Raw genomic sequence first — 26,158 nt, 5'->3', positions numbered from 1 at the left:
CATACCTGTCTGGGGCGACCTCAGCCGATCCGCCCCTCGGAACCCCTAACTTAGGGCAGGTTTTCAGTCTGCCGACAGCTCCGCCGTCACCGGCACGTGGTCCGACGGCTTGTCGAGGCCGCGCAAGTGCTTCTGGACCGAGGCTGAGACGAGACGGTCGCCGGCCTGGGGCGAGAGCAGCAGGTGGTCGATCCGAATGCCGGCATTCCGCTGCCAGCACCCGGCCTGATAATCCCAGAAGGTGTAGAGCCCGTCGCGCGGGTCGCAGGCGCGCAGGGCGTCGGTGTAGCCCTCGGCGAGGATCGCCCGGAACGCCGCGCGGGTCGTCCCGAGGAACAGGGCGTCCGAGCGCCACGCCTCCGGATCGGCGGCGTCGGCGGTCTCCGGGATGACGTTGTAGTCGCCCGCCAGGACCACCGCGACCTCGTCCTCCAGCAGCGCCCGGGCGTGGAGCCGCAGCCGCTCCATGAAGGCGAGCTTGTACGGGTATTTCGGGCTGTCCACTGGGTTGCCGTTCGGCAGGTAGATCGACGCCACGCGCACCGGGCGGGTGTCCGCGCCGGAGATCAGCGCCTCGATGTAGCGCGCCTGCTCGTCCGCCGGGTCGCCGGGCAGCCCGCGCCGGATCTCCGACATCGCGAGCGGCGCCCGGACCAGCAGCGCCACGCCGTTATAGGCCTTCTGACCGAGCGTCTCGACCGCGTAGCCCGCCGCCTCGATGTCGGCCCGCGGGAAGGACTCGTCCTGGCATTTGAGTTCTTGCAGGCAGACCACGTCGGGCCGCGCCTCCTCCAGGAAGCCGAGAAGGTGCGGGAGCCGCTGCTTGATCGAGTTGACGTTCCAGGTGGTGATCCGCATCGCCTCGCTTCCGGTCGCCGCCCGGCCGTCATCCGCGCTTCGCGTCGCGCTGACAAGGCCATCCCGGCGCAAGGACGGGGAAGTAGGGTCGGCGGATGAACTGGTTCGAGCCGGTATCGGCCTACTGCGAGCGGGGCGGCCCGCACTTCTGGGCCGAGCCCGCGAACGCGCTGTCGAACCCGGCTTTCCTGCTGGCTGCCGCCGCCGCGGCGCGCCGCGCCTCCCTGTCCGATCCGCCGGACCGGACCTGCCTCGGGCTGGCGGCCCTGATCGCGGTGGTGGGCCTCGGCTCGTTCCTGTTCCACACGCTGGCACTCTACTGGGCGATGCTCGCGGACGTCGTCCCGATCGCGCTGTTCATCTACGCCTATCTCGCGCTGGCCCTCTCCCGTTTCCTGCGGTTGGCGCCGGTCCGGGTCGCGGCGGCGACCGGGGGCTTCGCCCTCCTCGGCTTCGCGCTCACCCCCCTGCTCGACGGGCTGACCGGCCTCGACGTGGCGGGCCTCACCAACGGCTCGGTCGACTACCTGCCCGCCCTCCTGGCGCTGTTCGGCGTCGCCTGGGCGGCCGCGCGGCGGCCGGAGGAGCGCTTCGTCGGGACCGGGCGGCGCCTCGCCGGCATCGGCCTGCTCTTCCTGATCTCCCTCGCCGCGCGGACCGCCGACCGAGTCGCCTGCGCGGTGCTGTCGACCGGCACGCACCCCCTCTGGCACGTGCTGAACGCCGTCGTCCTGTACGCCCTCGTGGCGACGGCGATCCGTCACCGGGAGACGGCCGGGTGAGGCGCCCCGCGGTGCCGGGCCAATTCCTTGCGGGCGGGGAGGAATTCTTGCAGAAGTGCGCCGCATCGGGCGCCCGATTCATCGCGGTCGCCCGGGCACGGAAGGGGTCATGACAGTGAGCTTTCGCCTCGGGATCGCCGGACTCGGGACCGTCGGTGCCTCCGTGGTCCGGATGGTCGAGCGCCGCCGCGCCGCCTTCGCGGCGGCGGGCCTCGATATCCGCGTCACCGCGGTTTCCTCGCGCGACCGCGGCCGGGACCGCGGCCTCGACCTGTCGGGCATCGCGTGGTTCGACGATCCGGTGGCGCTCGCCCGGTCGGAATCCGTGGACTGCGTGGTCGAGCTGATCGGCGGCGCCGAGGGGCCCGCCAAGGCGGTGGTCGAGGCGGCGCTCGAGGCGGGCAAGCCGGTCGTGACCGCCAACAAGGCGCTGCTGGCCCGCCACGGGGCCGCCCTGGCCGCGCAGGCCGAAGCCAAGGGCGTGGCCCTCGCCTTCGAGGCGGCGGTGGCCGGCGGCATTCCGGTGATCAAAACCCTCCGCGAAGGCCTGCCGGGCAACGCGATCTCCCGCGTCTACGGGATCCTCAACGGCACCTGCAACTACATCCTCAGCCGCATGGAGCGCGAGGGGCTGACCTTCGAGGCCTGCCTCAAGGACGCGCAGGCTCTGGGCTACGCCGAGGCGGATCCGACCTTCGACGTCGAGGGATTCGACACCGCCCACAAGCTCGCGATCCTGACGAGCCTCGCCTTCGGGACGGCGGTCGACGCGGACGGCGTGTCGGTGGAGGGCATCTCCCGGGTGCAGCCCCTCGACCTGCGCATGGCGGACGAGCTCGGCTACCGGATCAAGCTGCTCGGCGTGGCCCAGGCGACGGAGGCCGGCATCGAGCAGCGGGTCCACCCGACGATGGTGCCGAAATCCTCCGCGATCGCGCAGGTCATGGGCGTGACCAACGCCGTGACGATCGACGCGGACGCGGTGGGCGAACTGACGCTGATCGGGCCCGGTGCCGGCGGCGAGGCCACGGCTTCCGCGGTGGTGGCCGACATCGCCGACGTGGCGCGCGGCGTGATCCGTCCGACCTTCGGCATCCCCGCCGCGGCGATGCGCACCAGCGAGCGCGTGGAGATGCAGCGGCACGAGGGCGGCTACTACATCCGCCTGACCGTGCACGACCGCCCCGGCGTCGCGGCCGGCGTCGCCCAGCGGATGGCCGAGCGGGCGATCTCCCTGGAGAGCATCCTGCAGCGCCGCGTCGAGGGGCCGGAAGCCGATCCGCGCGGCCGCTCCGGCCGGCCCGTGCCGCTGGTTCTGATCACCTACGCGGCGACCGAGGGCAACATCCGCGACGCTCTCGACGCCATCGGCGCCGACGGCTTGCTGGCAGAGCCGCCGCAGGTGATCCGGATCGAGCGTGAATAACGATTCCTGGCGTCCGGCGACCCGCCACGGCTTGATGCAGGATAGTGGGCGTCAACGATCGGGCGTATAGGCTGGGCGGCCGTCATCCGACGGTATCCAACCGGGAACCGACCCCAAGATCGGACCCGGCCAGAGGTAGGAAACCATGGCTGAGGCCCCCAAGTCGGCATCGCGCGGCGTCCCGCGCACGCTCGCGCTCGAACTCGCCCGCGTGACGGAGCGCGCCGCCATCGCCGCCGCCCGATTGCGCGGCAAGGGCGACGAGAAGGCGGCCGACCAGGCGGCGGTCGACGCCATGCGCGACGAGCTCAACGGCCTGCCGATCCGCGGGACCGTGGTGATCGGGGAGGGTGAGCGCGATCAGGCGCCGATGCTGTTCATCGGCGAGCAGCTCGGTCTCGGGGAAGGCCCCGAGGTCGATATCGCCGTCGACCCGCTGGAGGGGACGACCCTCTGCGCCAAGGACATGCCCGGTGCCATCGCCGTCATGGCGATGGCCGAGCGCGGCTCGCTCCTCGCCGCGCCCGACGTCTACATGCAGAAGATCGCCATCGGGCCCGGCTACCCGCCCGGTCTCGTCGACCTCGATGCCAGCCCGACCGACAACATCGTGGCGCTGGCCCGGGCGAAGGGGGTCGACCCGAAGCAGATCACCGCGCTGATCCTCGACCGGCCGCGCCACGCGGCCCTCGTGGCCGAGGTGCGGGCGGCCGGCGCGGCGGTGCGCCTCATTTCGGACGGCGACATCGCCGGGATCATCTTCACGGCGAGCCCCGAGGAGACCGGCATCGACCTGTATCTCGGGACCGGCGCGGCGCCTGAGGGCGTGCTGGCGGCCGCCGCGATGCGCTGCATCGGGGGCCAGATGCAGGGACGCCTGATCCTCGACACCCCGGACCGGCGGCGCCGGGCCGCGGAGATGGGCATCGAGAATCTCGACCGGAAATACGACCTAACCGACCTCGTGAGCGGCGACGTCATCGTGGCCGCCACGGGCATCACCGACGGCTCACTCCTGCGCGGCGTGCGCTTCCGTCCGGACCGGATCCAGACCGAGACGCTGGTCTACAGGTCCGAGGCCGGGACGGTCCGACGGATCCTCGGCGAGCACCGCCGCGGGCTGACCTGAACCCGCGCGCCGCCGGTCCCGAACCGGCGGCGCCCAGACCGTGGGCTCAGCCCGTCTTCAGTTCAGCACCACGACCTTGGTGCCGACATTGACGCGGCTGAACAGGTCGATCGCGTCCTGATTAATCATCCGGATGCAGCCCGACGACACGCTCTTGCCGATCGAGAAGGGCTCCAGGGTCCCGTGGATGCGGAACAGCGTGTCCTTGTTGCCTTGCCAGAGGTACATGGCGCGGGCCCCGAGCGGGTTGCGCAGGCCGCCGGCGACGCCGAGTCCGCTCTGCAGCTTGTCGACCTCGCTGGCGAGCTTCGGGCTGCGGGCGATCATCTCCTTCGGCGGGTACCAGTCCGGCCAAGCCTGCTTGGAGTTGACCGTCGCGGTGCCCGACCACGAGAAGCCTTGCTTGCCGACGCCGACGCCGTAGCGGCGGGCCCGGCCGTTGGCCTCCACCAGGGTGAGCTGATGGGCTCGCGGATCGACGATGATCGTCCCCGGCTCGTAGGGACCGTGATAGGCGATCTCCTGGCGCAGGAAGGCGGGGTTCATCTTCTTGTAATTGAACGCCTGAACCGGGAACACGTCGTCCGTGATCGGGCCGTAGACCTTCGCGTAATCGATCGGCTCGTTGTCGGGCGCGCGGAGCACCGCCCGCGCCTTGGCGGCCTCCAGCGGCGACAGGCCCTCGGCCGGCGGCGTGCTGCCCGGGCGTGGCTGAACCGTCGGGTCCGTCTCCAGGGTGGCGGCCGGCGGTGGCGGCGCGACCGGCGCCTGGGCGGCCGGGGGAGGCGCCGGGCGCACGAAGTCGGTCCGGCCGGTATAGGGCAGGTAGCGGCCGCCGCGGCGCACGTAGAGCGCACCGTTCTGATCCTGATAGAGCTGACCGTCATCGCCGAACCCGTCGATCCCGGCATCGCCCACCGGCCCGCGGCCCTGGGCGTGAGCGGTGGAGGCGAGGGCGAGGACGGTGAGGCCGGCCAGGAGAAGGCGACGGATCGGGGCGGACATGGTTCGAATTCCTCGGGAGGCATCGCCGGGGCTTGCCGCGACGCGCAAGCGAGCGGGCCCGCACGAAGTCGCGGCACAGCTCATCCCGGGGCTTAGCAAAGGTCGCGCTTTACCGCCAAGTTGCTGGCGATGATCGAGGGCAACTTACAGGGTCTTCAGGTCCGTTTCTCGGCGCGTGTGTTGCCCGCGTGCAGCAATGATTTCGGTCGCGTCGCTCACCGATCCGTGAGGGCGCCGGCTGCCCGCCCGTTTACTCGGCAGCCATGCCTCGACGAGCGGCAGCGACTCGCCGGAGCACGACCCCGCCCGAACATCCCGGAAGCCCGGCGACCCGCGCGCAGGTGTCACCTCCTCGCATGGCACGCTTGCTGCATTCCCATTCCAGCCGCGCCTGCTGCGGCCGCGGAGCAACGGCGCTCCAAACAGCGGACGGTGTGAGTCCGGCTCCCCGGCATGAGCGACCGCGTGGCGGTTCGCCCACTTACGACGAGCACCAGCTATGGCCAGCTTCAAAACGGTGATGAAGTCGGGTCACCCCCCGACGCTGTTCGCGGCATTCCTCTACTTCGATTTCTGCTTCGCCATCTGGGTCCTGAACGGCGCCATGGGCCCGTTCATCACAGAGACCTTCAAGCTCTCGCCGGCCCAGACCGGCTTCATGATCTCGCTGCCGATCCTTGCCGGAGCGCTGATGCGCTTCCCGCTCGGCGTCCTCGCCCAGTATATCGGCCGCAAGAACGCCGCGATCACCGAGATGAGCGTGATCATGCTGGCGATGGCCTACGGTTATCTCTTCGTCTCCTCCTACAACGACGTGCTCGCCATGGGCGTCCTGCTCGGTATCGCCGGCGCGTCCTTCGGCGTCGCCCTGTCCCTCGGCTCGGGCTGGTTCCCGCCGGAGCACAAGGGGCTGGCGATGGGCATCGCGGGCGCCGGCAATTCCGGCACCGTGCTGGCCGTGCTGTTCGCCCCGCCGCTGGCCCAGGCCTACGGCTGGCAGACAACCTACGCCTTCGCGGGCGTCGTCATGCTGCTGCCCCTCGCCATCATGATCGTGCTCGCCAAGGAGCCGCCGGATTGCGAGCACCAGACCTTCAAGGAGCACGTTTCCTGCCTGTTCACCAAGGACGGCTGGGCGTTCTCGCTGATCTACGTCATCACCTTCGGCGGCTTCATCGGCCTGTCGAACTTCCTGCCGACCTTCTTCTACGAGCAGTTCGCGGTGACGAAGGTCGAGGCCGGGCGCCTGACCATGCTGGCGGCCTTCATGGGCTCGGGCATCCGGATCGTCGGCGGCTACTTCGCCGACCGGATGGGCGGGATCGCGGTCCTGTCGGTCGTGCTGCTCGCGGCGATCGCGACCTTGCTGTCGCTGACCGCGACACCGTCCCTGGCGCTGACGACGATCCTGTTCATGCTCTGCTTCGCCGCGCTCGGCGCCGGCAACGGCGCGCTGTTCCAGCTCGTCCCGCTGCGCTGGCCCAGCAACACCGCCGTCGCCGGCTCGATGATCGGCGAGATCGGGGCGCTCGGCGGCGCGATCCTGCCGAACGTCATGGGCCTGTCCAAGCAGTATACCGGCTCGTTCTCGTCGGGCTTCGTCGGCTACGCCGCCTTCACGGCGGTGGTGCTCGGCTGCCTCGCCCTCTGGCAGCGCAAGTGGGTCGGGAGCTGGGTCGGGCCGCGCGGCAAGGCGCTCGGCACCGCGGTCGAGACCGAGCAGGGCCGGCTGCGCCCCGCTACAGCCTGACGGCTTGCCGCGTCGAAGCGGCGACCGTTCCGGAAACGGGGACCCCGCGGTCCCCGTTTTTTTAGTTGTAGCGACAAGGATTCTTTCGCGCGCCGGATGCAGGTCGGCGGTTGCCTTCTGTCTCGCGAAGCGTTTGAATAATGCATTACGAGAGAGCGCCCGGCCGGGAGGCCGAGGCGCCCGGCGACCGCGCGAGGCGGCGCCCTTGAGGGAGGAATGGGCGATGGCGAAGCGCATCAGCGCCACGAACGGCGTGCTCGGCCTGCTCTGTGTGATGTATTTCATCACCTATCTGGACCGGGTGAATATCGCCACGGCCGGCGCGGAGATCATGCGCGATTTCGGCATGTCGAAGACCGATTTCGGTCTCATCCTGTCGGCCTTCGCTTACCCCTACGCGATCTTCCAGGTGATCGGCGGATCGGTCGGCGACAAGTTCGGCGCCCGGCGCACGCTGCTGGCCTGCGGCGTGATCTGGGCGATGGCGACGATCCTGACCGGCATGGTCGGCGGCCTCGTCAGCCTGTTCCTTGCCCGGGTGCTGCTCGGCTTCGGCGAGGGTGCGACCTTCCCGACCGCCACCCGCGCCATGCAGAACTGGACCGCTCCCGGGAAGCGCGGCTTCGCCCAGGGCATCACCCACGCCTTCGCGCGGCTCGGCAACGCGGTCGCGCCGCCGATCGTCGCCTTCCTGATCTACCATTTCGGCTGGCGGACCAGCTTCGTCATTCTCGGCGCCGTGAGCTTCGTCTGGGTGGCGATCTGGTGGCTGTATTTCCGTGACGATCCGTCCGAGCACCCGGCGATCACGACGGCGGAGCTCGAGACGCTTCCGCCGCCCCGCAAGGTCGGCGCGAAGCAGAGCGTGCCGTGGGGCCCCCTGACGCGCCGCATGCTTCCGGTCACCGTCACGTATTTCTGCTACGGCTGGACCCTGTGGCTGTTCCTCGGCTGGCTCCCGAGCTTCTTCAAGGAGAACTACAGCCTCGACCTGAAGAACTCGGCGCTGTTTGCCTCGGGCGTGTTCTTCGCGGGCGTGATCGGCGACACCGTCGGCGGCATGCTGAGCGACTCCATCCTGCACCGCACCGGCAAGGTGAAGCTCGCGCGGCTCTCGGTGATCGTGATCGGCTTTCTCGGCGCCGCCGCGAGCCTCGCGGGCGTGTTCATGACGCGGGATCTGACGCTCGTGGCGCTGCTCCTGTCCTCCGGCTTCTTCTTCGCCGAGCTGGTCATCGGGCCGATCTGGTCCGTGCCGATGGACATCGCGCCCAAATATGCCGGCACCGCCAGCGGGTTGATGAATACCGGCTCGGCCGTGGCGGCGATCGTCTCGCCGATCGTCTTCGGCGTCATCGTCGACCTGACCGGGAGCTGGACGCTGCCGTTCGTGGGCTCGATCGGCCTGTGCCTGCTCGGCGCCGGGCTGGCCTTCACGATGCACCCCGAGCGGGAATTCGTGGATCCGGTGACCCCGTCAGTCGGTCCCGTGGCCACCGTGCCGGCCGGAGAGTAGCGCGCGATGGCGGAAGCGATGAAGCGGTCCGGTCCCCTCGCGGGAATGCGGGTGATCGAGCTCGCCCACATCATGGCCGGGCCGGTCTGCGGGCTGATGCTCGCCGACATGGGCGCGGAGGTGATCAAGGTCGAGAAGATGGAGGGCGACGATACCCGTCGCACCGTCCCGCCCGCCCTCGAGGGCGAGAGCGCCGCCTACATGATGATGAACCGCGGCAAGCGCGGCATCAGCCTCGACCTGAAGGACCCGGACGGCGTCGCGGTCCTGCGCCGCCTGCTCAAGGGCGCGGACGCGCTGATCGAGAATTACCGCGGCGGCACGATGGAGCGCCTCGGGATCGGCTACGAGACCCTGAAGGTCGAGTACCCCGAACTGGTCTACTGCTCGCTGTCCGGCTTCGGCCGCACCGGTCCCTACGCCGACCGGGCCGGGTTCGACCTCGTGGCGCAGGGCATGAGCGGCCTCATGTCGGTGACCGGGGAGGGGCCCGGGCGACCGCCGATGAAGTGCGGGCCGCCGGTGACCGACATCACCGCCGGCATCCTGGCCGCCATGGGCGTGCTGGCGGCCTACGCGAACCGGCTCCGGACCGGCAAGGGTCAGGCGGTCGACACGTCGCTGTTCGAGGCCGGCATCACCCACACCTACTGGCAGTCGGCCATCGCCATGGCGACCGGGATCGCGCCCGGCCCGATGGGTTCGGCCCATCCGCTGAACGCCCCCTACGAGGCCTTCGAGACCGCCGACGGCTGGATCACCATCGGCGCGGCCAACCAAACCAACTGGCTGCGCCTGCTCAAGACGATCGGCGCCGACGGCCTCGCCGAGGACCCGCGCTTCGCGGCCAATCGCGACCGGATGGCCAACCGGCACGAGCTCGCCGCGACCCTCGCGCCGATCTTCCGGACCCACAGCTCGGCCGAGTGGCTCGCCCGGCTCGAGGCCGGCGGCGTCCCGGCCGGACCGGTCCTCGACGTGAACGCCATGCACCGGGACCCGCAGGCGCTCGCCCGCGAGATGGTGGTCGAGGTCGATCATCCGCGGGTCGGCCGCATGAAGACCCTCGGCCTGCCGGTGAAGTTCTCGGAGACGCCGGGGCGCGTCCACGGGCCGGCCCCGTTGCTCGGCGAGCATTCCCGGGCGATCCTGGCGGAGGCCGGCTACGCGCCGGCCGAGATCGACGCCCTGATCGCGCGGGGCGTGGTCCGCGAGACCGCGGCCTGACGCCGCCTTCCGGAGACGCTGCGATGATTGCCACGCCCGCGACCGACGAGCTGCTGTTCACCATCGACGAGGCCGGCATTGCCCGCATCGTCCTGAATCGCCCGCAGGCCCGCAACGCGCTCACCTTCGCGATGTACCAGGGCCTGATCACCTGCTGCGAGGCGATCGCCGGGAACCCGGCGGTCAAGGCGCTGATCATCACCGGCGCGGGCGACAAGGCCTTCGCGGCCGGGACCGACATCGCTCAGTTCCGCGACTTCAGCACCGCCGAGGACGCGCTGGGCTACGAGCGGTTCATGGACAGGGTGCTGGGCTCCCTGGAGCGGCTCCGGGTGCCGACCATTGCGGCGATCGCCGGGGCTTGTACGGGCGGCGGCGCGGCCATCGCGGCCGCCTGCGACCTGCGCATCGCCACGCGCGATGCCCGCTTCGGCTTCCCGATCGCCCGCACCCTCGGCAATTGCCTGAGCCAGGGCAACCTCAAGCGGCTCTCCGGCCTGATCGGCCCGGCGCGGGTCAAGGACATCATCTTCACCGCCCGCCTCGTCGGCGCCGAGGAGGCCCTCGGCATCGGGCTGATCGGCGAGATGGTGGACGATCGCGCCGCGCTCACCGAGCGGGTGGACACCCTTGCGCAGCTGCTGGCAAACCACGCGCCGCTGACCATGCAGGCGACCAAGGAGGGGCTGCGGCGCCTCGCCGAGGAGGAGGCCGGCGCCGAGGGCGCGCCGCATCCCGGCGATGACCTGATCCTCATGTGCTACATGAGCCAGGATTTCCGCGAGGGCATGGAGGCGTTCCTCGGCAAGCGCCCGCCCAACTGGACCGGGCGCTAGCCGCGCCCGAACGTGGTGTAACGGTCCGGAAGGCGTCTTCGGTCGAGACAGCCGCGACAGGCCGCCGCTGCCATGCCCCCTCTCCCGTGCGGGAGAGGTTTGGGGCGAAAGAAACCCGGTCGTTCCGGACGAGTCGCATCTCTCACGCAGCTCTCTGCGAAAGCAGGCCACTCCCGCACGGGGAGGGGGCCCGCGCCTCGTGCGACGCGGGCTCGGCGACGACCCCGACGCAGCGCGAGCAGGAATGGCGCTGGCCGCGCCGCTCAGCCCGGCAGCGCGCAGACATCGACCCAGGCGCTGCCGGTCAGCTCGGCCATCCGCGCCGGCGCGATCCGCACCGAGCTGTGGGTGCTGCCGGCCGCCGGCACCACCTCGTCGAACGCCCTCAGCGAGACGTCGCAGTAGACGGACAGCGGCGTCAGGAGGCCGAAGGGGCAGACGCCGCCGACCGGGTGGCCGGTCAGCGCCTCAACCTCGCCGAGGTCCAGCATCCGGACCTTCCCGCCGAAGGCGGCCTTGGCCTTCCGGTTGTCCAGCCGCGCGTCGCCGCGGGTCACCACCAGCGCGACCTGATCGCCGACGCGGATCGAGAGCGTCTTGGCAATCTGCGCCGGGGCGACGCCGTGGGCCTCCGCCGCCTCGGCGACGGTCGCGGTGCTGGTCTCAGTCACGATGACGGCGATGTCGGGTGCCTTGTCGGCGAAGAAGGCGCGCACGGAGGCGAGGCTCATGGTTCGGTCCGGAGCTCAGATCAGGGCAGCGTAGCGCGCTGCCATAGGCGGCTCCTCCTGCGCCGACCAGCGCCTCGACGCGGCCCTCAGCTGCACGGAACGCGGCTCGCGACGGCGTCCCGCTACGCGATAGGCCCCACTCCGGGAGGAGAGGGGCCCGCCGCGCAGAGTTGATGCGTGGATCCGCCTACCGCGTCGTCGTGAGCAGCTGGTCCGGCAGCCACATCGCGATGCCCGGCACGAGGCACAGGATCAGGATCGCCACGGCCATCAGGATCACGAAGGGCAGGGTGCCCCAGATGATGTCCGAGAGCGGGATGTCCGGGGCGATGTTCTTGATGACGAAGATGTTGAGGCCCACCGGCGGGTGGATCAGGCCCATCTCCATGGTGATGGTCATCACGACGCCGAACCAGACGAGGTCGAACCCGGCGGCCTTGAGCGGCGGCAGGATGATCGGCGCCGTCATCAGGATGATCGAGACCGGCGGCAGGAAGAAGCCCAGCGCGATCACGAGCGCCAGGATGGTCACCAGCAGCACCCACGGCGAGAGCTGCATGGCGACGATCGCCGCGGCGGCCGATTGCGAGATGTGCAGGTAGCTCATCACGTAGGCGTAGAGCAGCGACATGCCGATGATCAGCATCAGCATGGTCGATTCGCGCAGTGTCGCCGTCAGGATCGGCGTGACGTCGCGGAAGCGCCAGACGCCGTAGATCGCGGCGATCAGCGCCAGGGCCATCAGCCCGCCCAGGCCCGCGGTCTCCGAGGGCGTCGCGTAGCCGCCGTAGAGGGCCACCATTACGCCGGTGAGCAGGACCACGAAGGGCAGGACGCGCGGCAGCGTCGAGAAGCGCTGCGCCATGCTGTACTGCTCGTCCGCCAGGATCGGCGAGGCCGGCCCGCCGCGCTCCAGGGCCTCCTTCGCGGCGGCGTATTCCGAGCGGAAGCGCACCATCGACCACGCGGCGAACAGGCTCACGAGCAGGAGCCCCGGCCCGATGCCCGCGAGGAACAGCCGCCCGAGCGACTGCTCGGCCGCCACCGCGTACAGGATCATGGTGATCGAGGGCGGCAGCAGGATGCCGAGCGTGCCGCCCGCCGCGATGATCCCGGCCGCGAAGCCCGGCGAGTAGCCGCGCTTGCGCATCTCCGGGATGCCGGCCGAGCCGATCGCCGAGCAGGTGGCCGGGCTCGAGCCCGCCATGGCGGCGAACAGCGCGCAGGCGAAGACGTTGGCGATGCCCAGCCCGCCCGGGATGCGGTGCATCCAGGCGTGCATGGCCGTGTAGAGATCCTGGCCGGCCTTGGACCGTCCGATGGCGGCGCCCTTGAGGATGAAGAGCGGGATCGACAGCAGCGTGATCGAGGCCATCTCCTCGTAGACGTTCTGCGCGACCGTATCGAGGGAGGCGCCGGGCATGAACGCCACCATGAAGGCGAGCGCCACGAAGCCCAGCGCGAAGGCAATGGGGATGCCCGAGAGCATCGCCCCGAGGGTCGCGCCCGCGTACAGGAAGCCGATCGCGGCCGTGCTCATCGTTCAACCTTCGCGGAAACGGTCTGACCCAGCGGATCCGGTCCTCGGGGCGCGACCGCGGCCGCACCGTGCATGTCCCGGTTGATGTCCGCCCCGAGCCCGATCTTGGGCTGCGCCCAGCCGGCCGCCCGCGGCCCGTACGCGAGGGCCTCCGCGATCTGCAGGACGAACTGGAGGCACAACAGGCTCATGCCGACCGACATCAATGTGTAGGGGATCCAGAGGGGCGGCCCCCAGGTCGACTGCGAGACCTGACCGTCGACCCAGGCCTCGTGATCGAGGGACCAGCTCTTCCACGCGAAGAACAGGCAGAAGGCGAGGCTGATGGTGTCGGCCAGCAGGAGCCGGACCCGGTTCGCGGCCGGCGGGAGGAGACCGGTCAGGGCCTCGATCGCCACGTGCCCGCGCTTGGCCTGCACACCGGCCGCCGACAGGAAGGTGGCCCCGATGATCAGGAACACCGCCATCTCGTCCTGCCACTCCGTCGGCTCCTTCAGCAGGTAGCGGACGACGACGCTGTGGGTGAGCACGAGGCAAGCCGCCACCAGGCAGAGGCCGCCGGCAGCCAGGATCACCCTGTTCAGGAGGCGCATGCCCCGGTCGAAGGCGCCGAGGAGGCCCGGCAGGCGCGGCTCCTCGGCCCCGCGCGCCTCCGGAGCGGCCGTGGCCGCGTCGAAGCCGTGGCTCACGCGACCTGCTCCGCGAGCTTCAGCAGCTCCGCGCAGTTGGCGTTCTTGGCGGCGTAATCCTTCCAGGCCGTGTTCCTGGCGAGGTCCCGCCACTGGCCGAGGGACTTCTCGTCGACCTGAACGACCTTGGCACCGGCCTTGGCGAAGATCTCCTCGACGCGGGTATCATCCTCCTTGGCGCCGGCCTGGCCGAAGGCTTCGAGCTCCGTGCCCACCGCCATGATCAGGTCCTGCTGCTCCTTCGGCAGACCCGAGAACACGATCTTCGACATCATGATCGGCTCGAGCATGAACCAGTACGACCGCTCGCGTCCCGAGGTCAGGGCCTTGGACAGCTCCTCCAGGCGGAAGGAGATCAGGCTGGTCGACGAGGTGATCACCGCGTCGCAGGCGCCGGTCTGCATCGCCGCGTAGGATTCGTTCGACGGGATCGAGAGGGTTGCCGCGCCGGCTTCCTTCATCATCATGTCCATCTCGCGCGAGCCGCCGCGGACCTTCATGCCCTTGGCGTCGGCCGGCGAGACGAGGGGGCGCTCGCGGCTCGCGACGCCGCCGGCCTGCCAGACCCACGAGACCAGGATGATCCCCTTCGCGTCGAGGATCTCGGAGAGCTTGCGGCCGACCGGGGCCGACTTCCACGCCACGGCCTGGGCGTAGGACGTCACCAGGGCGGGCATCAGGCCGATATTGAGCTCCGGGACCTCGCCGCCCGCGTAGGGGCTCGGGTAGAGCGACATATCGAGCGCGCCCTTGCGCATGGCGCCGAACTGGGCGTTCGTCTTCATCAGCGAGGAGCCGGGATAGACCTGAACATCCAGGGCGCCCTTCGAGCGCTCGCCGACCATCTTGGCGAACTTCCGGCACATGCGGTCGCGGAAATCGCCCTCGTCGATGGTGCCGCCCGGGAACTGGTGGGACAGCTTCAGCGTCGTGGCCGCCTGGGCACTGCCCAGGCCGAAGCGCAGGACTGCCGGTGCCGCGAGCGTGGCCGCGATCAGCGAGCGACGAGTTGGCGTCATGAAGCTCTCCCGCACCGCAAACAACGCGGCGTAGTTTTGTGCGCCGCAATAGTGCGGCGCTTCGTTGTATGCATGGAAAACCGGCTTGTATATTTTGTCAATGCTCCAGCATAATGTTCGCGTGCGTCGAACATCCGCCGGCCTGAACGGGCGGGGCGGCGCACGGCCCGAAAATCGGGGGAGGAAACGGGAGCATGAGCCACGCGCAGCGGCTGAGGCAGCGGATCGAGGATGAGATCGTCGCGGGCGAGCTCGCGCTGGGATCGCGGCTCGACGAGAACCAGCTCGCGGCCCGCTTCGGGGTCTCGCGCACCCCGATCCGCGAGGCGCTGCTGCAGCTCGCCGTCACCGGACTCGTGCAGACGAAGCCGCGGCGCGGCGCGATCGTCAGCGCGCCCGAGCCGCATCTGCTGCTGGCCATGTTCGAGACGATGGCGGAGATCGAGGCGGCGTGCGGCCGCCTCGCGGCGCGCCGTCTGGTGGCCGAGGATGCCGCAGCCCTGCGGGCCGCGCTGGAGGGCTGCCGCGCGGCGCTGACGACCGAGGACACCGAGGCCTACTACGCCGAGAACTACGTGTTCCACACGGTGGTCTACCGGGCGAGCCGCAACGCCTTCCTGGCGGAACAGGCCCTCTCGCTCCATCGCCGCCTCGCGCCGTATCGCCGGCTGCAGCTTCGCGTGCGCCAGCGCCTGCCGCAATCGCTGGCCGAGCACGAAAGAATCGTCGCCGCGATCGTCGCGGGCGACGAGACCGGGGCCGCGGAAGCCCTCCGGAGCCACGTCATCGTTCAGGGCGACCGCTTCACGGATCTCGTCGCGGGATTGCGGTCGCCGAGCGCCGCCTGAGCTGGCGGCGATCCGCCGATACCGGACCTGACTCCGGATCACGCTCGCGTCGCCCGCCGACCCCGGGCGCGTCGGACTGCGTAGGTGTTCCACCCGACTCGACTGTAAGTTGTAATATCGGCATTGTTCGCCCGAAGCTGGGGAGCGATCATGCTGAAGGACGTCGTCAGGAGCGCGGGCCGCCGCGCCGGGGTGGATATCTTCCGCGCGACCCGGGAGGCTTTCCGGTGGAGCCACACGGTCCACGACTACTACCCCGTCGTGCCCTCGGCGCGATGGTCGCCGGGCCGGGCGCCGCACGGGCAGCTCAAGGCGGTGCTGGCCCGGTCCCACGACACCTACGACGCGTTCCTCACCGCGCTTGAGGCGCAGGCGGACCTGCTGCACAGCGTCCCGCACGCTGCAGCGGCGCCCGACGCCGCGACGCCCTGCTGGAACAACACGTGGTTCACCGCCCTCGACGGCGCCGCGCTGATGACGATGCTGGCCTGGAAGCGCCCCGAGCGGTTCGTCGAGATCGGCTCCGGCTGCTCCACCTGCTTCGCGCGGCACGCGATCGACGCCCTGAATCTGCCGACCCGGATCACCTCCATCGATCCGATGCCGCGCCGCGAGATCGACGCCCTGTGCGACTGGACCGTGCGCAGCCCGCTGGAATCCTGCGATCTGACACTGTTCGAGGAGCTGAAGGCCGGCGACATCCTGTTCTTCGACGGGTCTCACCGCTCCTTCGCCAATTCCGACGTGACCGTGTTCTTCTTCGAGGTCATGCCGCGCCTCGCGCCGGGCGTCATCGTGCAGATCCACGACATCTTCATCCCGGACGACTACCCGTCCGCGTGGAACTGCCGGCTGTACAATGAACAGTATCTGCTCGCGGCGATGCTGCTGTGCGGCGCGCCGCCGTTCCGGGTGACCGTCCCGGTGATGTATATCTGCCAGGACCCCGCCATGGGCGCGCGGGTCAGGAAGGTTTTCGCCGCCCGCGGGATCGGCCCCGACATTCCGTTCCTGTACGCGAACGATTCCCGCACGCCGGGCGCGTCGTTCTGGTTCGAGATGACGGGGAAGCCGGGCTGATCCTGGGTTCGGTCGGAGGCTCAGCCGTCATCGCGCCCGGAGCGAGTCCGGGCGCGGCGTTCAGGCGGTCTCGGCCGCACCGTAATTGGCGGCGATCACCGATTTCTTCCCGCGGATGTGCTCGCGCATCAGCACGGCCAGGGCCGCGCCGTCGCGCGCGCGCAGCAATTCGATCATCCGCTCGTGCTCGGATACGGCGCGGGCCCATTGTTCGGGCGTCTGGTGGGCGGAGTAGCGCGACCGCTGGATCCGGCCGGACAGGCTCTCGTAGATATTCGCCAGGATCGTGTTGCGGCTCGCCGCCATGATCCCCTCGTGGATCCGCCGGTTGTGGCTGAAATAGCCGGCCTCGTCCCCCGTCTTCCAAGCCTCGACCATCGCCTCGTGATCGACCACCAGGGCGTCGATATCGGCGTCGGTGATCGTCCGGCAGGCCAGATCCCCGGCCGTGGCTTCGAGGCCGGCGATCACCTCCATCATCTCCTCGAGTTCGGCGTCCGAGATGCTGGCGACGCGCGCCCCACGGTTCGGGAGCAGCTCCAGCAGACCTTCCGTCGCCAAGATCTTGATCGCCTCGCGCAGCGGCGTCCGCGAGATCCCGAAGCGCTCGGTCAGCTCGCCCTCGTTGATCCGGGCCTTCGGCTCCATCTCGCCGGTCCGGATCAGCTCGCGCATCCGGTCGGCGACCTCGTCGTGGAGGTAGCGGCGGCTGATGCCGATCCCGGGCTCGATTTTATTCATGGTCCCCCGACACACGCAGATCAGTGCGACCTGTCGTGTATGTGTAGGTGCCCGGCAATGGAGTGTCGAGGTACGAGGGCTCGATCCAGCACGCGAGCCACATGTTCCGCCCGGAGGCCCAGTCCGTCGTGGATCTGGTGGCGGCAGCTCGTCCCGTCGGCCACGACGAGATCGTCGGGTCCGGCGGCGCGCAGGGCCGGGAACAGCGACAGCTCCGCCATCGCGAAGGACGTCTCGACCGACTCCGGCCGGTAGCCGAAGGCGCCCGCCATCCCGCAGCAGCTCGACTCGATGACCCGAAGGTCCAGCCCCGGCACCGCCCGGAGCACCGTCTCGACCGAACCCATCACGCCGAAGGATTTCTGGTGACAGTGGCCGTGCAGGTGCGCGACGCGGCCGCCCTGGTCGGCGAAGGGCAGCGTGATCCGGCCCGTCGTCAGGTCGGAGGCCAGCAGCTCCTCGAACAGGAACGACTGCTTGGCCAGCAGCGCGGCCTCGTCGCCAGGCAGCAGCGCCGAGAACTCGTCCCGGAAGGTGAGCAGGCAGGACGGCTCCAGGCCGACCACGCGGGCGCCGGCGCGGAGGAAGGGCAGCAGCGCGTCCAGGGTGCGGCGCGCCTCCTGACGCGCCCGGTCGGTCTGGCCGGCGGAGAGCCAGGTCCGGCCGCAGCAGAGGGGGCGCCGGCCGCGGGACGGGTAGACCCGGTGCAGCCGGTAGCCGGCGGCCGCCAGCACGCGCTCGGCCGCCTCGAGATTCTCACGCTCGAAGGCGCGGTTGAAGGTGTCGCCGAACAGGATCACGTCGCGGAAATCACCGGCGACGTCCTGCGCGTGGGCGGGCTCGCCCTGCTCGCTCCAGGGTCGGCGCCAGCGCGGCAGCGAGCGCTTGGCCGAGAGACCGGCGAGGCGCTCGGACAGGGCGGCGAGGGCCGGGTACCGGTCCCGCAAATTGAGGAGCGGCGCCAGCTTCGCGGCGGCCCCGGCATAGAGCGGCATCGTGGCGATGAGGCGCTCCCGCAAGGGCAGCCCGTGACGGGCGTGGTAGTGGTGCAGGAACTCGATCTTCATCTTGGCCATGTCGACGCCGGTCGGGCATTCCCGGCGGCAGGCCTTGCAGGAGACGCAGAGATCGAGGGTGCGCTTCATCTCCGGGCTGGTGAAGGCGTCCTTGCCGAGCTGACCCGAGATGGCGAGCCGCAGGGAATTGGCGCGGCCGCGGGTCAGGTGCTGCTCCTCCCTCGTCGCCCGGTAGGAGGGGCACATGGCGCCGCCGACGAGCTTCCGGCAGGTGCCGTTGTTGTTGCACATCTCGACGGCGGGGCCGAAACCGCCCCAGTCCGACCAGTCGAGGGCGGTCTTCATCGGCGCCGACACGCCGTAGTCCGGCTTGAACCGGAACAGGCTGCGGTCGTCGAATCTCGGCGCCCGCACGATCTTGCCGGGATTGAGCCGGTTGTCCGGGTCGAACGCGTCCTTCACCGTCTCGAAGGCGCGCGTGAGGGTGGCGCCGAAGAGCGGCTCCACGAATTCCGAGCGGGAGATGCCGTCGCCGTGCTCCCCGGAATACGAGCCCTTGTAGCGGCGCACGAGCTCGGAGGTCTCCTCCGCGATCGCCCGCATCCGGCGGACATCGCCGGCCTCCTTCATGTCGAGGATCGGGCGGACATGCAGGCAGCCGACCGAGGCGTGGGCGTACCACGTGCCGCGGGTGCCGTGCTTGGTGAAGACCTCCGTCACCGCGTCCGTGTAGTCGGCGAGATGCTCCAGCGGGACGGCGCAATCCTCGATGAAGGAGACCGGCTTGGCGTCGCCCTTCATCGACATCATGATGTTGAGGCAGGCCTCGCGGACCTCCCAGACCGATTTCTGGCGGGCAGGCTCGACCACCTCCACGACGGCGTCCGGGAAGCCGTGATCGGCCATGCAGGCCTCGAGGCGCTTCAGGTCGCGCCTGAGGGCCGCGAGATCGTCGCCGGCGAACTCGGTCAGCAGCAGGCAGTTCGGCTTGCCCTTCGTGATGTCGGCGAGCGTCGTGCGGAACAGCGGGATGTCGGCCCCGAGCACGAGGACGTTGTTGTCGACCAGTTCGACCGCCACCGGGTCCAGGCCGACGATGTGCCGCGTCGTCTCCATGGCGGCCCGGAACGACGGGAAATGGCACACGCCCATCACCCGGTGCGTCGGCAGGCGCGAGAGCTTCAGCGTCACCGCGGTGGTCGCGGCGAGCGTGCCCTCGGACCCGACGAGCAGGTGCGCGAGGTTCGGCTGGACCTCGATCAGGGCGTCGAGATTGTAGCCGCCGACGCGACGCTGAACCTTCGGGTAGCGCGCCTCGATCTCGGCGCGATGGTCCTCGGCGAGGCCGCGCATGCGCGCCGCCAGCGCCGACGCCCGTTCCGACCCGTTCACGCCCGTATGGGCGTTGCCGGTCAGGCCGAAGCCGAAGGCCTCGCCGTCGTGGAACAGCGCCTCGATCGCGAGGACGTTGTCGCTCATCTTGCCGTAGCGCAGGGAGCGGGCCCCGCAGGAATTGTTGCCCGCCATGCCGCCGATGGTGCAGCGGGTCGCGGTCGAGGGTTCGACCGGGAAGAACCAGCCGTCGGCCTTCACCCGCGCGTTCAGCCGCTCCAGCACCAAGCCGGGCTCGACCGTGATCGTGCCGGCCTCCGCGTCGTAGGCCAGGACGCCGTTGAAGTACCGGGAGCAGTCGACCACGAGGCCCGACCCGATCGGCTGGCCGTTCTGCGAGGTCCCGCCTCCGCGCAGGATGACCGGCGCGCCGTGCTCGGCGGCGACGCGCAGGGTCGCGGCGATGTCGGCGGCGGAGCGCGGCAGCACGACGCCGGCCGGCATGATCTGGTAGATCGAAGCGTCCGTGCTGTAGCGTCCGCGCGTGAACGCGTCGAAGCGCGCCTCACCCTGGAGCTGCTCCGCCAGCCTGCGCGGCAATCCGGCGTCGAGGCGCGCCGCAGCACGCGGCGCCGGGGCGTCCGCCCTCGCTTCCGTCACCATCGATCCCTCCCGGGATGGGACGCACCCACCCGCCGGGAAATGTATTCAAAATTCACTGCGGAGCAAACCGGCCGCGATGTCACGCCGGGGAACGGTCCCGCAATGTCCTGCGCAGCGGCTCGGCCCGCGGGGCCCTCGCGATCCTCGCGCAGCGCGCGGCGCGATTCAACCCTGCGGCAGGACCGGCACGCGTCCGCACCGCCTCCACCGCGCAGGGCGGGCGTTCCTGGCGGGGCCCGGTGCCGGGCCTCAATGGTTGTCCCGCGGCACGCCGGACGCCTGCGCGACCTTCTGGAACTTCACCGCGCCCTTGAGCACCATGCCCTGGTCGAGTTGGTCGACCTGATCGCGGTAGATCTCCTGCCAGGGCGTCTGCGTCGCCGGGTAGGGGTAGCCGCCCCGCGCCGCGAGATCGGCGCGCCTGCGGGCGAGTTCCTCGGCCGGGAGCAGGATGTCGGCGCTCCGGCGGTTGAGATCGACGCGGATCCGGTCGCCGGTCTGCAGAAGGGCGAGGCCGCCTCCGGCCGCCGCCTCCGGCGAGGCGTTCAGGATGGCGGGGGTCCCGGAGGTGCCGGATTGCCGGCCGTCGCCGATGCAGGGGAGGGAGGTGACGCCGCGCCGGATCAGCGTGCCGGGCGGCTGCATGTTCACCACCTCGGCGGCGCCGGGATAGCCGATCGGACCGGCCCCCCGCATGATCAGGATGGTGGTCTCGTCGATGTCGAGGGCCGGGTCGTCGATCCGCGTGTGGTAATCTTCCGGCCCGTCGAACACGACGACGCGCCCCTCGAAGGCCATCGGGTCGTTCGGATTGCGCAGGTAGCGGGCGGCGAACTCCTCGGAGATCACGCAGGTCTTCATGATCGCCGAGTCGAACAGGCTGCCCTTGAGGTTCAGGAAGCCCGCGCGCTCCATCAGCGGCGCGCCGTAGGCGCGGATCACGTCGCGGTTCCAGCTGTGCCGCCCACGGTAGTTCTCGCCGACGGTCCGGCCGTTGCAGGTCAGGGCGTCCTCGTGGACCTTTCCGGCCTCGATCAGCTCGGCGAAGACCGCCGGGAGCCCGCCCGCGCGGAAATATTCCTCCCCGAGCCAGCGGCCGGCGGGCTGCATGTCGACCAGGAGCGGGATCTCGAACCCGACGCGCTCCCAGTCGTCGCAGGTCAGCGGCACGCCGATATGCTTGGCGATGGCGTTGATGTGGATCGGCGCGTTGGTCGAGCCACCGATTGCGGCGTTGGCCACGATGGCGTTCTCGAAGGCCTCGCGCGTGAGGATGTCGGACGGCTTCAGGTCCTCCCAGACCATCTCGACGATCCGCTGCCCGGTGGCGTAAGCGGCCTGACCGCGCTCCCGGTACGGGGCCGGGATCGCCGCCGAGCCCGGCAGCGCGAGGCCGAGCGCCTCGGCGAGCGCGTTCATCGTCGAGGCGGTGCCCATCGTGTTGCAGTGGCCGGTCGAGGGCGCCGACGACCCGACGATGTCCATGAACTGCTGGAAGTCGATGTCGCCCGCCGCGTGCCGCTCGCGCGCCTTCCAGACGATCGTGCCCGAGCCGGTCAGCTCCTTGTGGAAGTAGCCGTTGAGCATCGGCCCGACATTCAGCGAGATCGCCGGGATGTTGACGGTAGCGGCGGCCATCAGGCAGGCCGGCATGGTCTTGTCGCAGCCGGTGAGCAGCACGACGCCGTCGAGCGGGTAGCCGTACAGCACCTCCACCAGGGACAGGTAGGCGAGGTTCCGGTCGAGTGAGGCGGTCGGGCGCTTCCCGGTTTCCTGGATCGGGTGGCAGGGGAACTCGAAGGCGACGCCGCCGGCCGCCGTGATCCCCTCCCGCACGCGCTTGGCGAGTTCGATGTGGTGGCGGTTGCAGGGCGACAGGTCGGAACCCGTCTGGGCGATGCCGATCAGGGGCCTGCCCGACCGCAATTCCTCCGGCGTCAGCCCGTAATTGAGGTAGCGCTCCAGGTAGAGGGCGGTCATGCCCGGATTGTGCGGGTTGTCGAACCAGGCCTTCGAGCGCAGGTCGGCGGGCGAGATCCGGCGTTTGTCGCTCATGGTCGCTTCCTCGCATCCTGTGGCCGGCGCTGGCGGTCCGGCTTCTGTCTACCGCTGTCGCCGCGGGCACCGCGACATCGGTGGCGGTGCCCTGGGCTCGAGAACGCAATACTCCGGCGGGTCATGGCCCGCAGCATCTCCGGCTCTGGATTGATTTCAGGACAGCATCCGGGTGTCACCGTCGATGGAAATGGGCTGACCCGAGATCGTCCGGCCGCGCGGCGAGCAGAGCAGCAGGGTCTGGTCGGCGAGCTGCCGCGCCGTGACGTATTCCTTCACGGACACGAACGAGAACGCCCGCGCCTCCATGTCGGCGAAGCTCGTGCCCTGCTGCTGGGCCTTCGATTCGAGCACCCGGCGCTGGCGATCCCCGGCGACGAGGCCGGGCAGGATCGCGTTCACCCGGATCCCCGCGCCGCCGAGCTCGATCGCCAGCGACTTGGTGAAGCCGATCACCCCCCACTTGGCGGCCGCGTAGGGGCTGCGCAGGGCGAAGCCGAACTTGCCCGCGGCCGAGGACAGATTGACGATCGAGGCATTGGCGCTCTGGCGCAGGTGCGGCACCGCCAGGCGCGCGCAGTTGAACTGGCTGGTCAGGCAGACGGTGAGGCAGCGATCCCATTCCTCGGGAGCGATCTCCTCGACACGGCCGGTCGGGCCGGCGATCCCGGCATTGTTGACGAGGACGTCGAGGCCGCCGAGGAACTCGACCGCCTGATCCATCATCGCGGCGACCGCGTCGCGGTCGGCGACGTCGGTCAGGCTGCGCCCGACGGTGTCCGGCAGCCCGGCCAACGCCTCCGCGTCGATGTCGCAGGCGAAGACGCGCGCGCCCTCCTCCAGAAAGGCGTCGACGATCCCGCGGCCGATCCCGGCAGCGCCCGCCGTCACCAGGACGCGCAGGCCGGCAATCCCCAGATCCATGATCAGTCCTCTCTCTCAACGTCCCGCAACCCGCCGCGGGTCAAGATGAACTCCGCGGCTTCCCGGATGTCGGCCGCGATCGCGGCCGCGGCCGCCGCGCCGTCCCGGGCCTCGATGGCCGTCACCGCCTCGGCATGCCGCCGGAGCGCGAAGCCCTGGAGCAGGCGCTCGGGATGGGCGCGCAGGTCCAGATTGATCACCGGCCCCGCCTTCAACCACAGCCGGGCAATGATCTCCTGAAGCGGTCCGAGCCCGCAGGCGCCGTAGATCGCGAAATGCAGGTCGCGGTTGAGCTGGACCGCGCGCGCCCTGTCGGGCTCCGCCGCCTCGGCCTCGGCCCGGAAGGCCGCCTCGGCGCTCCGGATCGCCGCGAGTTCTCCGGTCGTCCGCCGCTCGGCCGCCCGCGCCACGGCGACGCCCTCGACCGCGATGCGGGTCTCGACCAGGGCCCGGAACGCGGCGGCGCCCATGACCGGCACCCGGATCACCCGATTCGGCGCCACCTCGAGCACGCCGTCCGCCGCGAGCCGGCTCACCGCCTCGCGCACCGGCATGACCGAGACGCCGAGGGCCGCCGCGCTCTGGCGCAGGGACAGCCGGTCGCCCGGCGCCAGCCGCCCCGAGGCGAGAAGGTCCGACAGGGCCTCGTAGACCGTGTCGGACAGGGTCCGCCGCTCGAGCAGGGGCAGTTCAGCGAGGGCCAGTGCGGAATTCATGTGCCGACACTAGACGGATCTGGCACTATCGCGCTAGTGATCTGTGATCACAGTTCGGGTGAGGGCCGTCAGAGCCCGCCGCAACAACCCGGCTGGAGGACACGCACGGGAGCGGAACGATGACGGACCGGTACGGGGATTCCCTTTCTCGCCGCAGCCTCCTGCGCGCCGGCGGCGCGGCGCTCCTCGCGCCGGCGCTCGCGAGCCCGGCGCTCTCCCAGGGACAGTCGGAGGTGATCCGGATCGGTCATCTCACCCCGCGGACCGGCTTCCTCGGACCGCTCGGCGAGTTCGCCGTGCAGGCGGCGCAGCTCGCGGTCGAGGAGATCAACGCGGCCGGCGGCATCGCGGGGCGGAAGGTCGAGCTGCTCTCGGAGGACAGCGTCAACCCGCAGACGGCCTCGGCCAAGGCCGAGCGCATGGTCCAGCGCGACCGCGTCGCCTGCCTCGTCGGCGAGATCAACTCGGCCTCGGCGCTGGCGATCAGCCAGGTGGCGCAGCGGGAGAAGATCCTGTTCATAAACACCGGCGCGAACTCGGACGCCCTGCGCGGCTCCGACTGCAAGCGCTTCATGTTCCACGTCGAGTCGCAGAACACCATGATGGTGCGGGCCTGCGGCCGCGCGTTGCTCGACCGGGGATTGATCAAGGGCCGGAAGGTCTACGCGCTCACCGCCGACTACGCCTTCGGGCACGATCTCCTGAAGCAGGCGAAGAAGTACTTCGCGGCCAACGACGCCACCCTCGTCGGCGAGGACCTGATCCCCACCGAGCTGACCGACTTCTCACCCTTCCTGCTGAAGCTCCGTCAGGCCAAGCCGGACCTCGTGATCTGCAACCTCGCGGGCGCGCAGATCACCAACTTTCTCAAGCAGTACAGCGAGTTCGGCCTGCCTTTCCCGGTCGCCGGGTTCGGCTTCGACACGGCGCTGGCCTGGGGCGCGGGGCCTGGCAACTTCCTCGGCACGTGGCCGGTGATCTGGCACCACCAGATCGACTCGCCCTCGGCCAAGAAGTTCGTCGCCGCCTTCAAGGCCAAGTACAAGAAGCCGCCGGAGAACCAGGGCTGGGGCGACTACACGGCGATGAAGGTCGTCGCCCAGTCGATGAACGAGCTGAAGTCGACCGAGTCGATCAAGGTCGTCGAGCACCTCGAATCGGGCGCCAAGTTCGACATCGCCAAGGTCCGCGAGGGCTATTTCCGCCCCTGGGACCACGAGCTGATGCAGGAGATGTTCGCGATCACCGCCCTGCCGGCCGATCAGGTCAAGAATCCCTACGACATCTTCTCCTCGACCGGGCCTCTGCCCGGTCCGGGCGAGAACCTGGAGATACTCGCCACCACTCGCGACGAGAACGCCTGCACCTTCCCGGCGTGAGGCGTCCATGCAGCTCGTCTTCATCCTGGAGCAGGTCCTCAACGGCCTGCTGATCGGCGTGCAGTACCTGCTGATCGCGCTCGGCCTGTCGCTGATCTTCAGCCTCGGCGGGATCGTGAACCTCGCCCACGGCGCCTTCTACGCCATCGGCGCGTACCTGACGGTGCTCCTGACGCCGACGATCGGCTTCGGCGGCGCCCTCGTCGCCTCGCCGCTGTTGGTCGGCGTGCTCGGCCTCCTGATCGAGCGCTTCCTGCTGCGGCGCTTCTACCGCGGCGACCCGACCCTCGGGCTGCTCCTCACCTTCGGGCTCGCCATGGTGGCCGAGCAGGCCCTGCGCATGGCCTTCGGGGCGGCGCCGGTGCCGTTCGGGATCCCGCTGTGTCTACGCGGGCAGGTCTTCATCGGCGACCTCATCTACTCGCGCTACCGGCTCTCGATCCTCGTGGTGGCCCTCGCCTGCGTCGCCGGCCTGTGGCTGCTCCTGACGCGGACGAGCTTCGGACGCGTGGTCCGGGCCGGCGTGCAGAACCCCGACATGGTCGCGGCGCTGGGCATCTCGCTCCGGCCCTACATGACCGCGGTGGTGACGATCGCGGTCGGGCTCGCGGCGCTGGCCGGGACCATGATGGCGCCGGTCACGGGCGTGCAGCCCGCCATGGGCGCCGAGATCCTGACCTTCGCCTTCGTGGTCGTGGTGATCGGCGGGCTCGGCTCGTTCTGGGGCGTGGTGCTCGCCGCGCTGATCGTCGGCGTGGTCCGGGGCCTCACCGCCTACGCCTACCCGCCGGCCACCGAGGCCGCCGTCTACGCCCTCATGGTGCTCGTCCTGCTGCTGCGCCCGCGCGGCCTGTTCGGCGAGCACATCGCCCGGTTCGAGTGAGCGGAGAGCGTCC

22 protein-coding genes are annotated in these 26,158 nt (G+C 70.1%); 11 read left to right on the top strand and 11 right to left on the bottom strand.

The genetic code is table 11. The annotated features are described in order from the left end of the window. Window positions 1-63: 63 nt before the first annotated feature. Window positions 64-858 carry an exodeoxyribonuclease III gene (xth, locus tag MOTC310_RS06680; protein WP_331301223.1) on the bottom strand — a complete coding sequence of 265 codons (795 nt, stop codon included), beginning with the start codon at window positions 856-858 and terminating at the stop codon, window positions 64-66. A 95-nt stretch (window positions 859-953) separates the two neighbouring features. Here xth and MOTC310_RS06675 point away from each other — a divergent pair, with 95 nt between their 5' ends. The 3 genes from MOTC310_RS06675 (at window position 954) to glpX (ending at window position 4,195) form a co-directional block, all read left to right on the top strand. Beyond that, complete coding sequence (locus tag MOTC310_RS06675; protein ID WP_331301222.1) at window positions 954-1,640, top strand: ceramidase domain-containing protein; 687 nt, start codon at window positions 954-956, stop codon at window positions 1,638-1,640. Window positions 1,641-1,749: 109 nt separating this feature from the next. Continuing rightward, window positions 1,750-3,066 carry a homoserine dehydrogenase gene (locus MOTC310_RS06670; RefSeq protein ID WP_331301221.1) on the top strand — a complete coding sequence of 439 codons (1,317 nt, stop codon included), beginning with the start codon at window positions 1,750-1,752 and terminating at the stop codon, window positions 3,064-3,066. A gap of 145 nt (window positions 3,067-3,211) precedes the next feature. Then, window positions 3,212-4,195 (top strand): class II fructose-bisphosphatase, encoded by a 984-nt coding sequence (gene glpX, locus MOTC310_RS06665; protein WP_331290695.1) that lies wholly within the window; start codon window positions 3,212-3,214, stop codon window positions 4,193-4,195. Between the two features lie 57 nt (window positions 4,196-4,252). Here glpX and MOTC310_RS06660 read toward each other — a convergent pair whose 3' ends face one another. Next, a complete protein-coding gene (locus MOTC310_RS06660; RefSeq protein ID WP_331301220.1) occupies window positions 4,253-5,200 on the bottom strand; it encodes a L,D-transpeptidase in 948 nt (315 codons plus the stop codon). A 499-nt stretch (window positions 5,201-5,699) separates the two neighbouring features. Between MOTC310_RS06660 and MOTC310_RS06655 the strand changes: the two genes are divergently transcribed. From MOTC310_RS06655 to MOTC310_RS06640, 4 genes are all read left to right on the top strand, one after another. Further along, complete coding sequence (locus MOTC310_RS06655; protein WP_331290693.1) at window positions 5,700-6,950, top strand: nitrate/nitrite transporter; 1,251 nt, start codon at window positions 5,700-5,702, stop codon at window positions 6,948-6,950. Window positions 6,951-7,173: 223 nt separating this feature from the next. Next, window positions 7,174-8,466 (top strand): MFS transporter, encoded by a 1,293-nt coding sequence (locus tag MOTC310_RS06650; RefSeq protein WP_331301219.1) that lies wholly within the window; start codon window positions 7,174-7,176, stop codon window positions 8,464-8,466. 6 nt (window positions 8,467-8,472) lie between these two features. Further along, the gene (locus MOTC310_RS06645) at window positions 8,473-9,693 is read left to right on the top strand and encodes a CaiB/BaiF CoA transferase family protein (protein WP_331290691.1); all 1,221 of its coding nucleotides are present in this window, start codon (window positions 8,473-8,475) and stop codon (window positions 9,691-9,693) included. Window positions 9,694-9,716: 23 nt separating this feature from the next. Next, a complete protein-coding gene (locus MOTC310_RS06640) occupies window positions 9,717-10,529 on the top strand; it encodes an enoyl-CoA hydratase/isomerase family protein (protein ID WP_331290690.1) in 813 nt (270 codons plus the stop codon). 263 nt (window positions 10,530-10,792) lie between these two features. Here the strand turns inward: MOTC310_RS06640 and MOTC310_RS06635 are convergent, their stop codons facing one another. From MOTC310_RS06635 to dctP, 4 genes are all read right to left on the bottom strand, one after another. Next, window positions 10,793-11,260 carry a YbaK/EbsC family protein gene (locus tag MOTC310_RS06635; RefSeq protein WP_331301218.1) on the bottom strand — a complete coding sequence of 156 codons (468 nt, stop codon included), beginning with the start codon at window positions 11,258-11,260 and terminating at the stop codon, window positions 10,793-10,795. Window positions 11,261-11,447: 187 nt separating this feature from the next. Continuing rightward, on the bottom strand, window positions 11,448-12,800 hold the full coding sequence (locus MOTC310_RS06630) for a TRAP transporter large permease (protein WP_331290688.1): 1,353 nt from the start codon (window positions 12,798-12,800) through the stop codon (window positions 11,448-11,450). Then, a complete protein-coding gene (locus tag MOTC310_RS06625; RefSeq protein ID WP_331301217.1) occupies window positions 12,797-13,489 on the bottom strand; it encodes a TRAP transporter small permease in 693 nt (230 codons plus the stop codon). The genes MOTC310_RS06630 and MOTC310_RS06625 overlap by 4 nt, the downstream gene beginning before the upstream one ends. After that, on the bottom strand, window positions 13,486-14,508 hold the full coding sequence (dctP, locus tag MOTC310_RS06620; protein ID WP_331301216.1) for a TRAP transporter substrate-binding protein DctP: 1,023 nt from the start codon (window positions 14,506-14,508) through the stop codon (window positions 13,486-13,488). Before dctP ends, MOTC310_RS06625 begins: the two co-directional genes overlap by 4 nt. Before the next feature lie 194 nt (window positions 14,509-14,702). On the opposite strand from dctP, the gene MOTC310_RS06615 reads away from it, so the two are divergent. Then, on the top strand, window positions 14,703-15,356 hold the full coding sequence (locus MOTC310_RS06615; protein WP_331290685.1) for a GntR family transcriptional regulator: 654 nt from the start codon (window positions 14,703-14,705) through the stop codon (window positions 15,354-15,356). Window positions 15,357-15,506: 150 nt separating this feature from the next. Further along, entirely contained in the window at window positions 15,507-16,436 is a 930-nt protein-coding gene (locus MOTC310_RS06610) for a class I SAM-dependent methyltransferase (protein ID WP_331301215.1), read from the top strand. A 60-nt stretch (window positions 16,437-16,496) separates the two neighbouring features. On the opposite strand, the gene MOTC310_RS06605 is transcribed toward MOTC310_RS06610, so the two are convergent. The 5 genes from MOTC310_RS06605 to MOTC310_RS06585 all read right to left on the bottom strand — a co-directional run bounded on the left by MOTC310_RS06605 (window position 16,497) and on the right by MOTC310_RS06585 (window position 23,883). Further along, window positions 16,497-17,177: a GntR family transcriptional regulator gene (locus MOTC310_RS06605; RefSeq protein WP_331301214.1), complete on the bottom strand. Its 681-nt coding sequence runs from the start codon at window positions 17,175-17,177 to the stop codon at window positions 16,497-16,499. A 20-nt stretch (window positions 17,178-17,197) separates the two neighbouring features. After that, window positions 17,198-20,188, bottom strand: coding sequence for an FAD-binding and (Fe-S)-binding domain-containing protein (locus tag MOTC310_RS06600; RefSeq protein ID WP_331301213.1), 2,991 nt, complete (start codon window positions 20,186-20,188; stop codon window positions 17,198-17,200). 249 nt (window positions 20,189-20,437) lie between these two features. Then, complete coding sequence (locus MOTC310_RS06595) at window positions 20,438-22,243, bottom strand: IlvD/Edd family dehydratase (RefSeq protein WP_331301212.1); 1,806 nt, start codon at window positions 22,241-22,243, stop codon at window positions 20,438-20,440. 156 nt (window positions 22,244-22,399) lie between these two features. Next, complete coding sequence (locus MOTC310_RS06590; protein WP_331301211.1) at window positions 22,400-23,167, bottom strand: SDR family oxidoreductase; 768 nt, start codon at window positions 23,165-23,167, stop codon at window positions 22,400-22,402. Window positions 23,168-23,169: 2 nt separating this feature from the next. After that, window positions 23,170-23,883, bottom strand: a complete 714-nt coding sequence (locus tag MOTC310_RS06585) for a GntR family transcriptional regulator (protein ID WP_331301210.1) — start codon at window positions 23,881-23,883, stop codon at window positions 23,170-23,172. A 119-nt stretch (window positions 23,884-24,002) separates the two neighbouring features. On the opposite strand from MOTC310_RS06585, the gene MOTC310_RS06580 reads away from it, so the two are divergent. Beyond that, the gene (locus MOTC310_RS06580) at window positions 24,003-25,262 is read left to right on the top strand and encodes an ABC transporter substrate-binding protein (RefSeq protein WP_331301209.1); all 1,260 of its coding nucleotides are present in this window, start codon (window positions 24,003-24,005) and stop codon (window positions 25,260-25,262) included. A 7-nt stretch (window positions 25,263-25,269) separates the two neighbouring features. After that, window positions 25,270-26,145, top strand: coding sequence for a branched-chain amino acid ABC transporter permease (locus tag MOTC310_RS06575; protein ID WP_331301208.1), 876 nt, complete (start codon window positions 25,270-25,272; stop codon window positions 26,143-26,145). The last annotated feature ends 13 nt before the right edge of the window (window positions 26,146-26,158 follow it).

It is taken from the genome of Methylobacterium oryzae (assembly GCF_036441375.1).
In the GTDB taxonomy this organism is placed as follows: Bacteria; Pseudomonadota; Alphaproteobacteria; order Rhizobiales; family Beijerinckiaceae; genus Methylobacterium; species Methylobacterium oryzae_A.
Note: the sequence above shows the minus strand (reverse complement) of the source record. Positions and strands in the feature narration are given on the sequence as shown.

Coding starts and splice junctions, on each gene's coding strand:
- xth (WP_331301223.1), bottom strand. CDS start 858: ATGCGGATCACCACCTGGAACGTCAACTCGATCAAGCAGCGGCTCCCG.
- MOTC310_RS06675 (WP_331301222.1), top strand. CDS start 954: ATGAACTGGTTCGAGCCGGTATCGGCCTACTGCGAGCGGGGCGGCCCG.
- MOTC310_RS06670 (WP_331301221.1), top strand. CDS start 1,750: ATGACAGTGAGCTTTCGCCTCGGGATCGCCGGACTCGGGACCGTCGGT.
- glpX (WP_331290695.1), top strand. CDS start 3,212: ATGGCTGAGGCCCCCAAGTCGGCATCGCGCGGCGTCCCGCGCACGCTC.
- MOTC310_RS06660 (WP_331301220.1), bottom strand. CDS start 5,200: ATGTCCGCCCCGATCCGTCGCCTTCTCCTGGCCGGCCTCACCGTCCTC.
- MOTC310_RS06655 (WP_331290693.1), top strand. CDS start 5,700: ATGGCCAGCTTCAAAACGGTGATGAAGTCGGGTCACCCCCCGACGCTG.
- MOTC310_RS06650 (WP_331301219.1), top strand. CDS start 7,174: ATGGCGAAGCGCATCAGCGCCACGAACGGCGTGCTCGGCCTGCTCTGT.
- MOTC310_RS06645 (WP_331290691.1), top strand. CDS start 8,473: ATGGCGGAAGCGATGAAGCGGTCCGGTCCCCTCGCGGGAATGCGGGTG.
- MOTC310_RS06640 (WP_331290690.1), top strand. CDS start 9,717: ATGATTGCCACGCCCGCGACCGACGAGCTGCTGTTCACCATCGACGAG.
- MOTC310_RS06635 (WP_331301218.1), bottom strand. CDS start 11,260: ATGAGCCTCGCCTCCGTGCGCGCCTTCTTCGCCGACAAGGCACCCGAC.
- MOTC310_RS06630 (WP_331290688.1), bottom strand. CDS start 12,800: ATGAGCACGGCCGCGATCGGCTTCCTGTACGCGGGCGCGACCCTCGGG.
- dctP (WP_331301216.1), bottom strand. CDS start 14,508: ATGACGCCAACTCGTCGCTCGCTGATCGCGGCCACGCTCGCGGCACCG.
- MOTC310_RS06615 (WP_331290685.1), top strand. CDS start 14,703: ATGAGCCACGCGCAGCGGCTGAGGCAGCGGATCGAGGATGAGATCGTC.
- MOTC310_RS06610 (WP_331301215.1), top strand. CDS start 15,507: ATGCTGAAGGACGTCGTCAGGAGCGCGGGCCGCCGCGCCGGGGTGGAT.
- MOTC310_RS06605 (WP_331301214.1), bottom strand. CDS start 17,177: ATGAATAAAATCGAGCCCGGGATCGGCATCAGCCGCCGCTACCTCCAC.
- MOTC310_RS06600 (WP_331301213.1), bottom strand. CDS start 20,188: ATGGTGACGGAAGCGAGGGCGGACGCCCCGGCGCCGCGTGCTGCGGCG.
- MOTC310_RS06595 (WP_331301212.1), bottom strand. CDS start 22,243: ATGAGCGACAAACGCCGGATCTCGCCCGCCGACCTGCGCTCGAAGGCC.
- MOTC310_RS06590 (WP_331301211.1), bottom strand. CDS start 23,167: ATGGATCTGGGGATTGCCGGCCTGCGCGTCCTGGTGACGGCGGGCGCT.
- MOTC310_RS06585 (WP_331301210.1), bottom strand. CDS start 23,883: ATGAATTCCGCACTGGCCCTCGCTGAACTGCCCCTGCTCGAGCGGCGG.
- MOTC310_RS06580 (WP_331301209.1), top strand. CDS start 24,003: ATGACGGACCGGTACGGGGATTCCCTTTCTCGCCGCAGCCTCCTGCGC.
- MOTC310_RS06575 (WP_331301208.1), top strand. CDS start 25,270: ATGCAGCTCGTCTTCATCCTGGAGCAGGTCCTCAACGGCCTGCTGATC.